Source organism: Rhizobium sp. SRDI943, assembly GCF_057653695.1.
Map to the genome: position 1 here is coordinate 3,173,159 of NZ_CM172787.1, position 13,948 is coordinate 3,187,106.

15 protein-coding genes are annotated in these 13,948 nt (G+C 61.5%); 7 read left to right on the forward strand and 8 right to left on the reverse strand.

Features of this window, described 5'->3' with window-relative positions:
* Window positions 1-73: 73 nt before the first annotated feature.
* The 6 genes from puuD (at window position 74) to AC245Y_RS16360 (ending at window position 7,577) form a co-directional block, all read left to right on the forward strand.
* On the forward strand, window positions 74-1,312 hold the full coding sequence (puuD, locus tag AC245Y_RS16335; RefSeq protein WP_017994881.1) for a urate hydroxylase PuuD: 1,239 nt from the start codon (window positions 74-76) through the stop codon (window positions 1,310-1,312).
* Window positions 1,309-2,619, forward strand: coding sequence for a guanine deaminase (gene guaD, locus AC245Y_RS16340; protein ID WP_017994882.1), 1,311 nt, complete (start codon window positions 1,309-1,311; stop codon window positions 2,617-2,619). The genes puuD and guaD overlap by 4 nt, the downstream gene beginning before the upstream one ends.
* Before the next feature lie 121 nt (window positions 2,620-2,740).
* Window positions 2,741-3,883, forward strand: a complete 1,143-nt coding sequence (locus AC245Y_RS16345) for an alpha-hydroxy acid oxidase (protein WP_012758549.1) — start codon at window positions 2,741-2,743, stop codon at window positions 3,881-3,883.
* Between the two features lie 130 nt (window positions 3,884-4,013).
* The gene (locus tag AC245Y_RS16350) at window positions 4,014-5,171 is read left to right on the forward strand and encodes a PspA/IM30 family protein (protein WP_017994883.1); all 1,158 of its coding nucleotides are present in this window, start codon (window positions 4,014-4,016) and stop codon (window positions 5,169-5,171) included.
* A gap of 4 nt (window positions 5,172-5,175) precedes the next feature.
* Window positions 5,176-5,823: an OB-fold-containig protein gene (locus tag AC245Y_RS16355; protein WP_012758551.1), complete on the forward strand. Its 648-nt coding sequence runs from the start codon at window positions 5,176-5,178 to the stop codon at window positions 5,821-5,823.
* Window positions 5,820-7,577 (forward strand): flotillin family protein, encoded by a 1,758-nt coding sequence (locus AC245Y_RS16360; RefSeq protein ID WP_017994884.1) that lies wholly within the window; start codon window positions 5,820-5,822, stop codon window positions 7,575-7,577. Before AC245Y_RS16355 ends, AC245Y_RS16360 begins: the two co-directional genes overlap by 4 nt.
* A 134-nt stretch (window positions 7,578-7,711) precedes the next feature.
* Here the strand turns inward: AC245Y_RS16360 and AC245Y_RS16365 are convergent, their stop codons facing one another.
* From AC245Y_RS16365 to AC245Y_RS16400, 8 genes are all read right to left on the reverse strand, one after another.
* Window positions 7,712-8,452: a metallophosphoesterase family protein gene (locus AC245Y_RS16365; protein WP_017994885.1), complete on the reverse strand. Its 741-nt coding sequence runs from the start codon at window positions 8,450-8,452 to the stop codon at window positions 7,712-7,714.
* 2 nt (window positions 8,453-8,454) lie between these two features.
* Window positions 8,455-8,811: a hydroxyisourate hydrolase gene (uraH, locus tag AC245Y_RS16370; protein ID WP_003541961.1), complete on the reverse strand. Its 357-nt coding sequence runs from the start codon at window positions 8,809-8,811 to the stop codon at window positions 8,455-8,457.
* A complete protein-coding gene (locus AC245Y_RS16375; protein ID WP_017994886.1) occupies window positions 8,808-9,329 on the reverse strand; it encodes an ureidoglycolate lyase in 522 nt (173 codons plus the stop codon). The genes uraH and AC245Y_RS16375 overlap by 4 nt, the downstream gene beginning before the upstream one ends.
* Complete coding sequence (locus tag AC245Y_RS16380) at window positions 9,313-9,675, reverse strand: HepT-like ribonuclease domain-containing protein (RefSeq protein ID WP_017994887.1); 363 nt, start codon at window positions 9,673-9,675, stop codon at window positions 9,313-9,315. The genes AC245Y_RS16375 and AC245Y_RS16380 overlap by 17 nt, the downstream gene beginning before the upstream one ends.
* On the reverse strand, window positions 9,672-10,172 hold the full coding sequence (uraD, locus tag AC245Y_RS16385) for a 2-oxo-4-hydroxy-4-carboxy-5-ureidoimidazoline decarboxylase (RefSeq protein ID WP_017994888.1): 501 nt from the start codon (window positions 10,170-10,172) through the stop codon (window positions 9,672-9,674). The genes AC245Y_RS16380 and uraD overlap by 4 nt, the downstream gene beginning before the upstream one ends.
* Window positions 10,172-11,095, reverse strand: coding sequence for an allantoinase PuuE (puuE, locus tag AC245Y_RS16390; RefSeq protein WP_017994889.1), 924 nt, complete (start codon window positions 11,093-11,095; stop codon window positions 10,172-10,174). The genes uraD and puuE overlap by 1 nt, the downstream gene beginning before the upstream one ends.
* A 115-nt stretch (window positions 11,096-11,210) precedes the next feature.
* Complete coding sequence (locus AC245Y_RS16395) at window positions 11,211-11,918, reverse strand: DUF1045 domain-containing protein (RefSeq protein ID WP_017994890.1); 708 nt, start codon at window positions 11,916-11,918, stop codon at window positions 11,211-11,213.
* Between the two features lie 114 nt (window positions 11,919-12,032).
* A complete protein-coding gene (locus AC245Y_RS16400; RefSeq protein ID WP_017994891.1) occupies window positions 12,033-13,211 on the reverse strand; it encodes an NAD(P)/FAD-dependent oxidoreductase in 1,179 nt (392 codons plus the stop codon).
* Between AC245Y_RS16400 and mnmC2 the strand changes: the two genes are divergently transcribed.
* Window positions 13,210-13,926, forward strand: a complete 717-nt coding sequence (gene mnmC2, locus AC245Y_RS16405; RefSeq protein ID WP_017994892.1) for a tRNA (5-methylaminomethyl-2-thiouridine)(34)-methyltransferase MnmC2 — start codon at window positions 13,210-13,212, stop codon at window positions 13,924-13,926. The genes AC245Y_RS16400 and mnmC2 overlap by 2 nt on opposite strands.
* Window positions 13,927-13,948 lie beyond the last annotated feature (22 nt).

Sequence of the window (13,948 nt, forward strand, 5' to 3'; positions counted from 1 at the left end):
TCGTTCAATCTCCTCTTCCCTCCCCGCCAAAATTTCCGCAATGTCGCGAGTCGGAGGAAGATAGGGGAACTCGATGTATGAATATGCCATAGCATGGGAATGGCTCGCCTTCGCGGCGCGTTGGTTCCATGTCATTACCGCGATCGCCTGGATCGGATCGTCCTTCTATTTCATCGCGCTCGATCTCGGACTGGTGAAACGCCCGCATCTACCGCCCGGCGCCTATGGCGAGGAATGGCAGGTCCATGGCGGCGGCTTCTATCATATCCAGAAATATCTGGTGGCGCCCGCCCAGATGCCGGAGCACCTGACCTGGTTCAAATACGAGAGCTATTTCACCTGGATTTCCGGCTTCCTGATGCTGTGCATCGTCTATTACGGCGGCGCCGACCTCTTCCTGATCGATCGGCATGTGCTGGATATCAGCCCGCCCGTCGCAATCCTGATCTCGCTAGGGTCGCTTGCCCTCGGCTGGGTCGTCTACGATCTGCTCTGCAAGTCGCCGCTTGGGCGGAATACCTGGGGGCTGATGGCGGTGCTCTATGTCGTGCTCGTCTTCATGGCCTGGGGCTATACGCAGCTTTTCACCGGCCGCGCCGCCTTCCTGCATCTCGGCGCCTTCACCGCGACAATCATGTCGGCCAACGTCTTCATGATCATCATTCCGAACCAGAAGATCGTCGTCGCCGACCTCATCGCCGGACGGGTTCCCGATCCCAAATATGGGCAGGTCGCCAAGCAGCGTTCGCTGCATAACAACTACCTGACGCTGCCCGTCATCTTCTTCATGCTGTCGAACCATTATCCGCTCTCCTTCGGTACGCAGTTCAACTGGGTGATCGCGGCTCTGGTCTTTCTGATGGGCGTCACCATCCGCCACTGGTTCAACACGACGCATGCCAGGAAAGGCCGGCCGACCTGGACCTGGATCGTCACCGTCATTCTCTTCATCCTGATCATCTGGCTTTCGACCGTGCCGAAGCTGCTGACCGGCGAAACGGATGCGGCAGCCGTCGCGCCCGCCTTCCAGCAATTCGCCGGCGATCCGCATTTCCCCGCCGTCAAGCAACTGGTCTCGACGCGCTGTTCCATGTGCCACGCGGCCGAGCCGGTCTATGAGGGTATCGCGCGGCCGCCCAAGGGCGTGATGCTCGAAAAAGACGCGGAAATCGCCGCCCATGCCCGCGAGATCTATATACAGGCGGGCCGCAGCCATGCCATGCCGCCCGGCAACATCACCGATATCACGCCGGACGAGCGCAAGCTGCTGGTCGCCTGGTTCGAGAGCGCAGTCGAAGGCAAGCAACAATGACGACGACACTCCTGCGCGGCCGCCTGCTTTCCTTCCATCGCGCGCCGCTGAGCCTCGCCGACAGCCAAAGCTATCTTTACGAAGAGGATGGCGGCCTGCTGGTCGAAGATGGGCTGATCGCGGCGGTCGGCCCCTATGCCGACGTCAAGGCAAAAGCATCCGCGGACACGGCCGAGATCGACCACCGCCCGCATCTGATCATGCCGGGCTTCATCGACATGCACCTGCATTTTCCGCAGATGCAGGTGATTGCCTCCTACGCCGCCAACCTGCTCGAATGGCTGAATACATATACCTTTCCCGAGGAGTGCCGTTTCGTCGAAAGCGCCCATGCTGAAAGGATCGCCACGCATTTCTATGACGAACTGATCCGCCACGGCACGACGACGGCGGTCGCCTATTGCTCCGTGCACAAGACCTCGGCCGACGCCTTCTTTGCCGAGGCGCTGAGGCGCAACATGCGCATGGTCGGCGGCAAGGTGATGATGGACCGCAATGCCCCGCAGGGCCTGCTCGACACGCCCGAGATGGGCTATGACGAGACCCGCCAGGTGATATCGGACTGGCACTGCAAGGGCCGCAACCACGTCGCCATCACTCCGCGCTTCGCCATCACCTCGACACCGGCGCAGATGGAAGCGACATCAGCGCTTGCCCGTGAATTTCCTGACCTGCACATCCAGACGCATCTTTCGGAAAACCACGACGAGATCAAATTCACTTGCGAGCTCTATCCCGACGCGCTCGACTATACCGACATCTACGCCCACTACGGCCTGCTCGGGCCGAAAAGCCTCTTCGGCCACGCCATCCACCTGTCCGAGCGCGAAGCCGATGCCATGAGCGAGGCGGGCGCCGTCGCCGTCCACTGCCCGACCTCGAACCTTTTCCTCGGCTCCGGCCTGTTTCCACTGAAGGCGCTGGCGCGGCGGGAAAAGCCTGTTCGCATCGGGGTAGCGACCGATATCGGCGGCGGTTCCAGCTATTCGATGCTGCGGACGATGGACGAAGCCTACAAAATCCAGCAGTTGCTCGGCGAACGGCTGAACCCGCTGGAAAGCTATTACCTGATGACGCGTGGCAATGCCGAAGCCCTGTCGCTGGCGGACCGGATCGGCACACTGGAACCCGGCACCGAGGCCGATCTCGTCGTTCTCGATGCAACAGCGACACCGGCCATGGCGCTGAAGATGGAAGTGGTGAAGACGCTGTCCGAAGAACTCTTCCTGCTGCAGACGATGGGCGACGACCGGGCGATCGCCGAGACCTATGTGGCCGGCATTGCGTTGAAGAAGGAGCTTCAATGACACGCCCTGTTACTCTCGAATTCGGACCGTGAAAGCAGCCCGGCACGGCCAGTTTCCCGTAACGCTCCTGCCAAATTCATGTTATGGCCGATGGCCGCATTCAGATGTGAAGGTTCGATTCATGGCCGCTCCGCTCACCATCGCTGACCTGAAAAAACTCGCACGGCGCCGTGTGCCGAAGATGTTTTTCGACTATGCGGATTCGGGTGCCTGGACGGAATCGACCTATGCAGCCAACGAGAGCGATTTCAGCCAGATCAAGCTGCGCCAGCGAGTGATGGTCGACATGACCAACCGCACACTGGCGACGACGATGATCGGCCAGAAAGTGTCGATGCCGGTGGCGCTGGCGCCAACCGGCCTGACCGGCATGCAACATGCCGATGGCGAGATGCTGGCGGCACGCGCCGCCGAGGAGTTCGGCGTTCCCTTCACGCTTTCGACGATGAGCATCTGCTCGATCGAGGACGTGGCGTCAGCGACGACGCGCCCCTTCTGGTTCCAACTCTACGTGATGAGGGACAAGGATTTCGTCGTCAACCTCATCAACCGCGCCAAGGCCGCCGGATGCTCGGCACTGGTGTTGACCGCCGATCTGCAGATCCTCGGCCAGCGGCATAAGGATCTGCGCAACGGCCTGTCGGCGCCGCCGAAATTCACCCCGAAACACGTCTGGCAGATGGCGACCCGGCCCTTCTGGTGCCTGGACATGCTGCAGACCAAGCGCCGCAACTTCGGCAATATCGTTGGCCATGCGAAAAATGTCACCAATATCGCCTCGCTCTCCGCATGGACGCACGAGCAGTTCGATCCGCGGCTGTCCTGGGCGGATGTCGCCTGGATCAAGGAACAATGGGGCGGCCCGCTGATCATCAAGGGCATACTCGATCCGGAGGATGCGAAGGCAGCCGCCGACACCGGCGCCGATGCGATCGTCGTCTCCAATCATGGCGGGCGCCAGCTTGACGGCGCCCCCTCCTCGATCAGCATGCTGCCGAAGATCGTCGATGCCGTCGGCGACCGTATCGAGATCCATCTCGACGGCGGCATCCGCTCCGGCCAGGACGTGCTGAAGGCCGTGGCACTCGGCGCCAAAGGTACCTATATCGGCCGCCCCTTCCTTTATGGTCTCGGCGCCATGGGCAAGGAAGGCGTATCGCTGGCACTCGGCATCATCCGCAAGGAGATGGACATCACCATGGCGCTCTGCGGCAAGCGCGACATCAACGATGTGAATTCTTCAATCATCGACGGCCGGCAGTAAAGCTGCCAATAGCGACGTATGTAGCAACGGCTCCCCAAATATCTCGATACTGGACGCTGCCTCAGTCCTTCTAACCGCACGTTAAGCTTAGGTTGTATTTTTAGCGCGACCTCTTGAAAGCACAAAAGCGGTGCTTTATGTTTTACCTATGGCTACCACAGGCAAGACACCGCATCCATCGCTGCTGCGCTACACGCTGGCGCCTGACGACAGTGCCCGGCAGGCGCTGGACGACACCATTGCCGCCTATCTCAGGATGATCGAAATCCTGACCGGCCTCGTCTCCGACAGGACGGGCGCCAATCTCGTCGTGCTGCATGACCTTGCCTATGAAACCGTCCGCGAGCAGACGGGCTTGCCGGCAAGGCTGGTCACGCTCGGCCTTCGCGATTTCGCCGCCAATCGCGGCGTGACTGCCGATCCGCCGCATCTGCCGCTCGACGACAAGCTCTTCGCCATCAAAGGCCCCTCGGACCTGACGATCGCCACGTTGCACGGACGTGTTGCCGTGCCCTTCGATGTCGCGGGTTATTCACGGGGATGGGAGAGTATTTTTCCGGCCTACCTCGTTGCCGGCCAGGATCGCTACGAGATTCACATCGGCGTCACGCCGAATTCCGCTCGGATGGAGGAAAACATGACGAACGAAGGCATTCTCTCACGCATGGGTCGCCTGATCGCGGGCATCGCGAATGCGGCGATCGACAAGGCGGAAGGCGTCAACAAGATTGCCGTCATCGAACAGGCAATCCGCGAGATCGATGCGGCGGCTGATGAGGCCCGCACCGATCTCGGCAGGGCGCGTGCGGAGGAATACCGCATCCAGAGTCGCAAAGACGAAATCGTCGAAGACATGAACGCGCTCGACCAGAAGATCCGCATCGCCGTCTCGTCTCAGCGGGATGACCTGGCAAAGGCCGGCGTTGCCCGCCAGATCGATCTCGAATCCCAGATCGCAGCGCTCGACAAGGCGCTGGCCGATGCCAGGGAACAGGTGGACGAAGGCCAGAAAGCCTTGCAGGCCGTGCTCGCCACGCGCCGCGAGGCGGACGCCCGCCTTGCTGATTTCAAACGCAGTCTCGCACGGCATCCCGAACAGGCAGCGGCCGGTCACAGCCAGCCCGCACCGGGTGCAGATGCTGCGCGCGCTGCTGCGGCGGTCTCGCGGCTGACCGGAGTTCCCGCTGGCGAGCATGGCCACAGTTCCGAATTGGACGAACTCGACCGGCTGCACCGCGAACAGGCAATCGAAGCCCGGCTCGCACGCTTCAAGGCGGGTAACCGATAACACGATGGCACTCCTTTTCGCCCCTGAATGTGCGCCCTTCGCCATCGCCGCAGCGATCCTTGTCGGCCTGACCGCGATCGAGATGCTCGCGATGGTCATGGGTTTTTCGATGACGGAATTCCTAGGAAAGCCAGAGGTTCATGGCCATGACGGCATTCTGGCTTATCTCTCCTGGCTCAATCTCGGCGGTGTTCCGCTACTGATTCTCATGATGCTGACGCTCGGCTTCTTCGCGATGACGGGCTTTGCGTTGCAGGCCGTCGCCAACGCCTTCTGGGCGCCGCTGCCAAGCTTGATAGCCGTCATACCTGCCGCGCTCGCAACCATCCCCATGGTCAGGGCGTCGAGCAGAACCGTGGCGCGGATCGTACCGCACGACGAAACCTATGCGGTCGATCTCGACGCCTTGCTCGGCCGGACAGCCGAGGTGTCGATCGGCCCGCTCGATCAGGGATTGCCGGGCCGCGTCCGCGTCAAGGATCAGCATGGAAACTGGCATGTGCTTCGAGCCCGAGCCGCCAAGGGCGAAGGTCCACTCGCAATCGGCGCTTTGGTTCTTCTCGTCGATCACAAGGCAAATGTGTTTATCGCCATTCCCGCGCCGGTCGACCCCACCGATGCGGACAATCAATCTTTGAGGGAGCAGCAATGATGTACGACGTTATTCTACCAGCCGGCATTGGGATTGTTCTGATCTTCGGCATCGGTTTTGTCCTCGCTTCTCTTTACACGCGCTCCAGCCGCGATGAGGCCTATGTGCGCACCGGTCTCGGCGGCCAGAAGGTCGTGCTCGACGGCGGTTCGGTCGTTCTGCCGATCTTCCATTCGACCGCCCGGGTCAACCTGAAGACGCTGCGGCTCGAGGTTCGCCGCGGTGAAGGCGATGCACTGATCACCAAGGACCGCATGCGCGTCGATATCGGCGCCGAGTTCTATGTGCGCGTGAAACCCGATGCCTCCTCGATTGCGCTTGCAGCTCAGACACTCGGCAACCGCACCAACGACGCCGAGGCTCTCCGCATCCTGATCGAGGCGAAATTCGTCGACGGCCTTCGCTCGGTGGCCGCGACGATGAATCTCGACGCGCTGCAGGAACAGCGCATGGATTTCGTCAAGGCCGTGCAGGAAGCTGTCGGCGCCGATCTCCAGTCGAACGGCCTCGAACTCGAATCCGTGTCGCTGACACGCCTCGACCAGACCGATATCAAGCATTTCAACGCCAACAACTTCTTCGACGCGCAAGGCCTTGCGGCATTGACCCGCATCACCGAGGGACGCAAGAAGGAGCGGAACGAGATCGTTCGCGACACCGAAGTCGCCATCGCCCAGAAGGATCTCGAGGCCCGCCAGCAATCGCTGACCATCGAGCGGACCAAGCGGGAAGCCGAACTCAGCCAGGAACGGGACATCGCCAACAAATCCGCGGCGACACGCGCCGAAACCGCGCAGCAGGAGCAGGCCGCAAAACGCGCCGAGGAGGAAGCCCGCATCGCTTCCGAACAGGCGATCGCCGAACGCGAGGCATCTGCCAAACAGGCTCGCGAAAGCGCCAACATCGACGCCGCCCGCGCCGTCCAGCAACGCGAAACCGAAGCCAAGCGCGACCTCCAGATCGTGGCACAGGAAAGCTCCATCGCCGTTGCCAACAAGAGCCGTGAAGAATCCGAGGCGAAGGCGGCTGCGGAAACGGCCCGCGCGCTGGCGATAGCGGCGGAGGAAAAAGTCGGCACCGCCAAGGCGATCGAGATTGCCGAACGCGAAAAGCAGATTGCCGTCATCGACGCACGCAAGAAAGCCGAGACGGAAGCGACCGCCGTCACCGTCGGCGCCGAAGCCGAAAAACAGGCGGCAAGCGACCAGGCCGAGGCCATCAAGACGCTCGCGACCGCCGAGGCGGATGCGGCGATCATCAAGGCCAAGGGCATTCTCGAAACCGGCAAGGCCGCGGCCGAGAGCGAGGCATTGCTCAACGACGCGCGCAACAAGTTGAGCTCTGCTATCATCGAGTTCGAGATCACCCGCGAACGGATCCGCATCATTCCGCAGGCGCTCGCCGAAGCGGTCAAGCCGATCGAGAAGATCTCCGACATCAGGATATTCGATACCGGCGGCATGCTCGGCCGCGGAAACGGAGCGACCGGCGGAAACGGCATCGGGCTCGGCGAAGGACTGGCCAGCCAGCTCCTCTCCTATCAGGCGAATAAACCGATCCTCGACAAATTGCTGAAGGAAGCCGGCTTCGAAGGTGACGATGCCATCTCATCCCTTCTTGGAAATCTCGATGGCGCAAAACCGGCAAGACCGGCAACGCCCGCCGCAGCCCCGGCAAGGCCGACAACACCGACCGCAACTCCGACACAAACGATCATTCCTCCGGCGCCGAAGCCGGGACCAAAGAAGGACTGACCGCCGCGCAAGCGGGTCTGGACTGGAACAGGATGATTTTAGGCCGGTCCGGCCCAAAATCCAAATCCTGTTCTAAATTAAATAGTTAGAGCACGATGTCGCCCGAAAACCGCACACACTTTCGGCATCGTGCTCTATCTCACCCAACCCGTTGCCAGCGCGCCTGCCCAGTCGGCACGGCCCCTTTCGGCGGCCAGTGCCGACATCGCTATCTGGTCATAGGCGACGGTTCGGAACTGCCATGTCCATCCGGCTGCCGTCTTTTCCAGAATGGCGTAGCTCGCCAGCGGATGGCCAGCCTCCACCTTGTGGTAATAAGGCAGTTCGTCGTCATAGGCCGGGCAGCCGACGCTGCCCGGATTGACGATCAGGCGGCCATCGGAGAGGCGCACAGCGCGGGGAATGTGGCTGTGGCCACAGAGGATCAGCGGCAGGTCAGTGCCTTCGGCCAGCGCCTCGATCGCTTCGATCGACTTCAGGAAGACGACGCCCTCCGGCGACACCGATTCCAGCCAGTAGAGATTGTCGTCCTTCGGCGTTGCGTGGCAGAGATAGACCTCGCCGCGATAGACGGTATCGAACGGCAGGCTTCGGATCCAACTAAGATGAGACGGCGACAATTGACTGTAGGCGGCCGCATCCGAAATATGCATCGCCGCCGGCTCCTGTTCGAGCAGGTAGCGGTCGTGATTGCCGCGAACCGAGGTCAGGCCGAGCGACATCAGAAGATCTGCTGTCCGGCCGGCCTCCAGTGGCCCACTGAAGAAATCGCCGAGATTGACGATCTCCTCGATCCCCTGTGCGCGAATATCAGCAAGCACCGCCTCGAGCGCCAGATGGTTGCCGTGAATGTCGGCGATCGCTGCAAAACGCATCTCTAGCTCCCTCGGTAGGTAGAATAGCCATAGGGCGAAATCAGTAACGGCACATGGTAATGCGCCGTGACGTCGGCAATGCCGAAGCGGATCGGCACGAGATCGAGGAAAGCGGGATGCGGCAGCGGCGTGCCGCTGGCCCTCAGATAATCGCCGGCATGGAAGACCAGTTCATAGGTGCCGGCCCGAAAATTTTCGCCAATGAGGATGGGGCCGCCGTCGACCCGGCCGTCGGCATTGGTCTCCACCGTCTTCAGATGCCTGCGAATCTCGCCGTCGAGCTGGAAAAGATCGATCCTCAAGCCTTCGGCCGGCTTGCCGAGAGCGGTATCGAGAACATGCGTGGTCAGTCCGGTCATGAGGCTGGCTCTTTGATGATATAAGGGGTTTCGAAGAAGTATTCTTCCAGATTATTGCCCGGCCCATCACGGTCGACGACCAGGAAATCTGAGGCTTGGCCGAGCGCCATCAACGGATGATGCCAGACGTTGCGGCGATAGTTCACGCCCTGATCGCCGCGCGCCAGAAACACCTGCGGCCTGCCCGGGCGACCGTTCTCATCCTCGGAGACGACGACGAGAAAAGGATGGCCCGAGACCGGCGAGAAACTCTGGGTGCCGAGCGGATGGCGCTCCATCATGGCGACGTCATAAGGGAAGCTGCGCGGCTGGCCGCGAAAGAGGTTGATGATGACGCGTGCGCCTTCGCCCGTCGCCTCGGTGGCGGCCAGCGCATGAAACCGCTCCGTCGTACCGCCATTGATGAACCGCATCGAAGCGGGATCGGCTTCGATCACCTCCCCGAAGGGAGCAAAGGCGGATCTCGTAAGCGGACGGATGTCGAGATGTGGGGGCAATCGCTTACTCACCTTCGGCATGCCAGTGACGGATGGCATCGATCGCGGAAAGAAGCTCCGGCAGCGTGCGATACGTCGCCTCCCAGATGTCGGAAGGATCGAGATCGAAGACACCGTCGAGGATACGGTTGCCCGTGCCGCAGATTTTCGTCCACGGCAGATCGGGATGCTCGCTCGCAAATTCCGGATGAGTCACGAGCAGACGGGATGCCGCAGCACCGATGGTGAAGTGGCAAAAGGTGACAGCCTTGAAAGTCAGCTTGTCCCCGGCGAACGCCGCCCCATCCATTCCGCCGACGAAAGACAACGCTTCGGATGCCGCCTCATACATCTCATTGAGATAGTCGATCGCGCGCCGCTCGTTCATTCAGCCTCCGGCAGCATCGACGTCAGTCGCAGCAGCGCGATCCGCTCGACTTGCGCCGTCGCGGTCGCAAATTCTTCGTCCTTGCCATTGCCGATCCGTGTTTCGAAAGCCGCCAAGATGTCGTCCTTACCGAGCCCCTTGACGGCAATGATGAAGGGAAAGCCGAATTTTTCGACATAGGCCGAATTGAGTTCGGTGAAGCGGGCATGTTCGGCCGCGCTCAGGCGGTCGAGACCGGCGCCGGACTGCTCCTTCCGGCTGTCTTCAGTGAGTTCGCCTGCTATCGCGAGGCGCCCGGCAAGGTCAGGATGGGCGCTGAGCACGCCGAGACGCTCCTGCGGGCTTGCCACCCGAAAGACAGCGGTTAGCGACGCATGCACACCGGCCGCCGTCAGCGGCTCCGTCACGTGGCCGGCGTCATAGGCGCGCTCGGCGATGAAAGGCGAATGTTCAAAGACGCCGCCGAAGCGGGAGACAAAATCCTCTCGCGACATCATCAGAGCGCTTCCGGCTGATGGTGCTTGTGCCAGTGCTCGGCGATCTCGATACGGCGCGGAATCCAGACCTTGTCGTGCTTCAGGACATATTCGATGAAGCGCTTCAGCGCCGCCGCCCGGCCGGGACGTCCAACGAGGCGGCAATGCAAACCGACCGACATCATCTTCGGGCTGCCCGCCTTGCCTTCCTCATAAAGCGTATCGAAGGCATCCTTCAGATAGGTGAAGAACTGATCGCCGGCATTGAAGCCCTGCGGCGTCGCAAAACGCATGTCGTTGGTTTCGAGCGTATAGGGGATGATCAGGAAGGGTTTCCCGGCGACGCCTTTCACCCAGTAAGGCAGGTCATCAGCATAAGAATCGGAGGAATAGAGAAAACCGCCCTCCTCCTGCGCCAACCGAAGCGTATTGTCGGAAGGCTTGCCCTGATACAGGCCGTAAGGCCGCTCGCCGGTAAGCTCGGTGTGCAGGCGCACAGCTTCGAGGATATGTTTGCGCTCCAGATCTTCAGGAAAATCCTTGTATTCCAGCCATCGGTAGCCGTGGCTGGCGATCTCCCAGCCCGCCTCCTTCATCGCGGCAACGGCCTCGGGGTTGCGGGCCATCGCCAGCGTCACGCCGTAGACGGTTGCCTGCACCTTGAGATCGGTGAACATCCGCCAGAGGCGCCAGAAGCCGGCACGCGAACCATACTCATAGATCGATTCCATGTTGAGGTTGCGCTGCCCTGGCCAGGCGGCCGCACCGACGATCTCCGACAGCAGGTTTTCGGAAGCCGGATCGCCGTCGAGGATCGAGCTTTCGCCGCCCTCCTCGTAGTTGATGACGAACTGCACGGCGATGCGTGCCTCGTCCGGCCATTTCGGATCGGGCGTCAGACGCCCGTAACCGACGAGATTGCGCGGATAAGTCTCGGATACCATCAAATCACCTTCTGAAAAGACGGGGAACGGTAGCATCCGCAGCCGGAATGTCGAGACGGAAACTGCTCAGCCGGATTTTGCCTTTACGGCACAAGCGTTTAGCTCACCAGCAGATTCAAGCGATTTTGCGCGCACTGACCTCGCCCATCGGATGCAGCGAATGAACGCGGAAAGGACCGCCAGTGCCCTCTTCGATCATCAGCGCCACGTTCGAAACCGTAACAGGTTCGCAGAGGACAGGCTCGAAGATCGTCCGCAACGCTGGCTCGATGCGCGGCATGTCGATCGCGTTGACGGGGCCTGTCACCGGCATATGGAAGCGGAACTCCTCCATCACATAGGGATTGCCCCAGCGATGCAGATTGGAAAATTGCGTCGCCGACAGCCCGTCCGGATCGCTGCGTTCGATCTCGGCCTCGCTGAGCGGTGCGCGAAAACGATCGAATTCCTGCACGATCGCCGAGGCGAGATACTGGATCTGCTCGCAGGGAGCGCTCGGGAGCAGGCTGTAGAAATTGCCGAGCCGGGCGACTTCGATACGCGGAATTTGGAAGGGAACGAAGGTCCCGGAAAAACGCATCAGATCGCGCAGGAGTTGCGATTCGGCCATGTCGTGGGACAGATGAAAGGGCGCCTTCAAAATACCGTGAAAGCCGTAGCGGCGAGGCACGGCGGTATGGAAGGCGATCTCGTGAATGCCGAGACCACGAACGGCCGGAGGCTCCATCATATCGCCCGAAAACACGTTTCGGCCAAGCCAATTGGCGGCCACGAGCGACAACGAGTCGCCCGCCGGAGGCGTGAAGCAAATGGCATAGCGCATGCAATTTCCTCCATCAAGGAAGTGAGCGCCGTTTTGATCCGGCGCTGTCGATGCGCAAGCAGATAGGTGATTTGCATGACAGAATAACGAAACGTAGCGGCGCCTAATTCACGTTTAACGTGAAGCCGCCGCAATATGGCTTGAAATTGCGAAGCTTTCCGGCAGCAAAAATCCGCAGTCTGTATCGCCTGCGATACATATCGCCGCCTCTGCCAGCCGGTGGGCCAGGCCGAAGCTGACCTTGAAGCCGCCGGTCAGCGCGATCAGGCGCCGGTGGTCGGGATGGCGGCCGATCATTGGATCACGGTCGATCGCCTTCGGGCGAAGCCCGGCCCAGCGCTCGACAACGGGAGCGTCGCGAAGCATCGGCACGATACCGCGCGCCGCCTCGATCAGCGCGTCGAGCTGGACGTCGGTGGATGTAGGATGGTCAAAACGGTTCTCACTGGTGCTGCCGATTGCCACATGCCCGCCTTCATGCGCGACGACATAGAGCCCGTCCAGGAAGATCGTCGGCAGCGCCGGGTCGATATCGGCGTTCAACAGTGCCGCCTGCCCCTTGACCGGCTGGCCGAGCGGCTGTTTCAGCCCCGGCGTCAGTCCCTGCAACAGCGGAAAGGACTGATGGCCGGCAGCCAGGATGCAGTGACTGAAAACAATGGTTTCGCCCTCGATTTCGGCCGTACCGCGATCGGGATCGAGGCCGGCAACCGTCGCATGCTCCAGGATACGAACATGCTTTGCCCGCCGCAGGAAGGCGATAAGCGCTGCGATCAGCAAACGCGGCGCAACGCGGGCGGCGAGCGTGTCGTGCACGAAGCCGCTCTCACCGGCAGACGCTTCGATCCAGCCGTCGATCGGCGGCCTGTCGAGGACATGCCAGTGGAAGCGGCGGTCGCCCACCCACCAATGCTGTTCAGCGTCCTCGAAACGGCCGCGCGCTATTGTGTTGAGATGCGGCTTCGGCAGCGGGATCAGCCGTCCGGACCTGCTATAACCGGCGGAAAGCCCGGTCTCGAATTCGAGCGCGGCGATCTCGGCTTCGAGCGAGACCAGCGCATCGAACTGGAACTGCTTCTTCTCCGACCACTGGTACGGCATGTGTGGCATCAGCGCGCCGAGCACGCCGCCGCTTGCACCTTCGCCCAACCTGCCGGCGTCGGCAATAACGGCACGGATGCCCCGGCGCTCGGCATGGACGGCCGCCCAGAGTCCCATGATACCGCCGCCGACGATCAGCAATTCTGAGGACGATTGACCTGAGACCGGCTGAGGATTATCGGCTTTTTCCATGACAGACGTGAACCCCGATCAGATTGGCGCGGGCGCGCCGCAGCCGCTCGAATGGCGCGACGGCGATATGCCCTATTCCACCGCCTTTGGCGATCATTTTTATTGCCAGACCGATGGGCGGTTGGAATGCGGCCATGTTTTTCTCGCCGGCAATGGCCTGCCAGAGCGCTGGAACGGGCGGCAGAGATTCCGGATCGGAGAACTCGGCTTCGGCACCGGTCTGAACTTCGCTGAGACCTGGCGGCAATGGAAGCTCCACCGTGCAGACGGCCAGCAGCTACATTTTACCTCCTTCGAACTGCACCCGATGCGCGGTGAAGAAATCGGCCGGGCGCTATCGCACTGGCCGGAGATCGACGCCGAACGTCAGGTGCTGACGGCGGCCTGGCCGGAAATACCGGCCGGTATCGTGCGCCTCGATCTCGATGCCCAGACGACGCTCGGCGTCGTATGCGGCTATGCCTTGGACGGCGTCGCGGCAGCCGAAGACGACTTCGACGCCTGGTATCTCGACGGCTTCGCCCCGTCGCGCAATAGCGATATGTGGTCGCAGGAACTGATGCGGCTCGTCTGTGAGAAAAGCGCAGCCGGCGGCACTTTCGCCACCTATGCAGCGGCCGGCTTCGTGCGCCGCAATCTCATCGCCGCGGGCTTCGCCGTCGAGCGCCGCAAGGGCTTTGCTGGCAAGCGCGAAATGCTCTGCGGCGTCAAGTAATCTCGGCAAGTACGATCGATTC

Coding starts and splice junctions, on each gene's coding strand:
- puuD (WP_017994881.1), top strand. CDS start 74: ATGTATGAATATGCCATAGCATGGGAATGGCTCGCCTTCGCGGCGCGT.
- guaD (WP_017994882.1), top strand. CDS start 1,309: ATGACGACGACACTCCTGCGCGGCCGCCTGCTTTCCTTCCATCGCGCG.
- AC245Y_RS16345 (WP_012758549.1), top strand. CDS start 2,741: ATGGCCGCTCCGCTCACCATCGCTGACCTGAAAAAACTCGCACGGCGC.
- AC245Y_RS16355 (WP_012758551.1), top strand. CDS start 5,176: ATGGCACTCCTTTTCGCCCCTGAATGTGCGCCCTTCGCCATCGCCGCA.
- AC245Y_RS16360 (WP_017994884.1), top strand. CDS start 5,820: ATGATGTACGACGTTATTCTACCAGCCGGCATTGGGATTGTTCTGATC.
- AC245Y_RS16365 (WP_017994885.1), bottom strand. CDS start 8,452: ATGCGTTTTGCAGCGATCGCCGACATTCACGGCAACCATCTGGCGCTC.
- uraH (WP_003541961.1), bottom strand. CDS start 8,811: ATGACCGGACTGACCACGCATGTTCTCGATACCGCTCTCGGCAAGCCG.
- AC245Y_RS16375 (WP_017994886.1), bottom strand. CDS start 9,329: ATGCCGAAGGTGAGTAAGCGATTGCCCCCACATCTCGACATCCGTCCG.
- AC245Y_RS16380 (WP_017994887.1), bottom strand. CDS start 9,675: ATGAACGAGCGGCGCGCGATCGACTATCTCAATGAGATGTATGAGGCG.
- uraD (WP_017994888.1), bottom strand. CDS start 10,172: ATGATGTCGCGAGAGGATTTTGTCTCCCGCTTCGGCGGCGTCTTTGAA.
- puuE (WP_017994889.1), bottom strand. CDS start 11,095: ATGGTATCCGAGACTTATCCGCGCAATCTCGTCGGTTACGGGCGTCTG.
- AC245Y_RS16395 (WP_017994890.1), bottom strand. CDS start 11,918: ATGCGCTATGCCATTTGCTTCACGCCTCCGGCGGGCGACTCGTTGTCG.
- mnmC2 (WP_017994892.1), top strand. CDS start 13,210: ATGACAGACGTGAACCCCGATCAGATTGGCGCGGGCGCGCCGCAGCCG.
- AC245Y_RS16400 (WP_017994891.1), bottom strand. CDS start 13,211: ATGGAAAAAGCCGATAATCCTCAGCCGGTCTCAGGTCAATCGTCCTCA.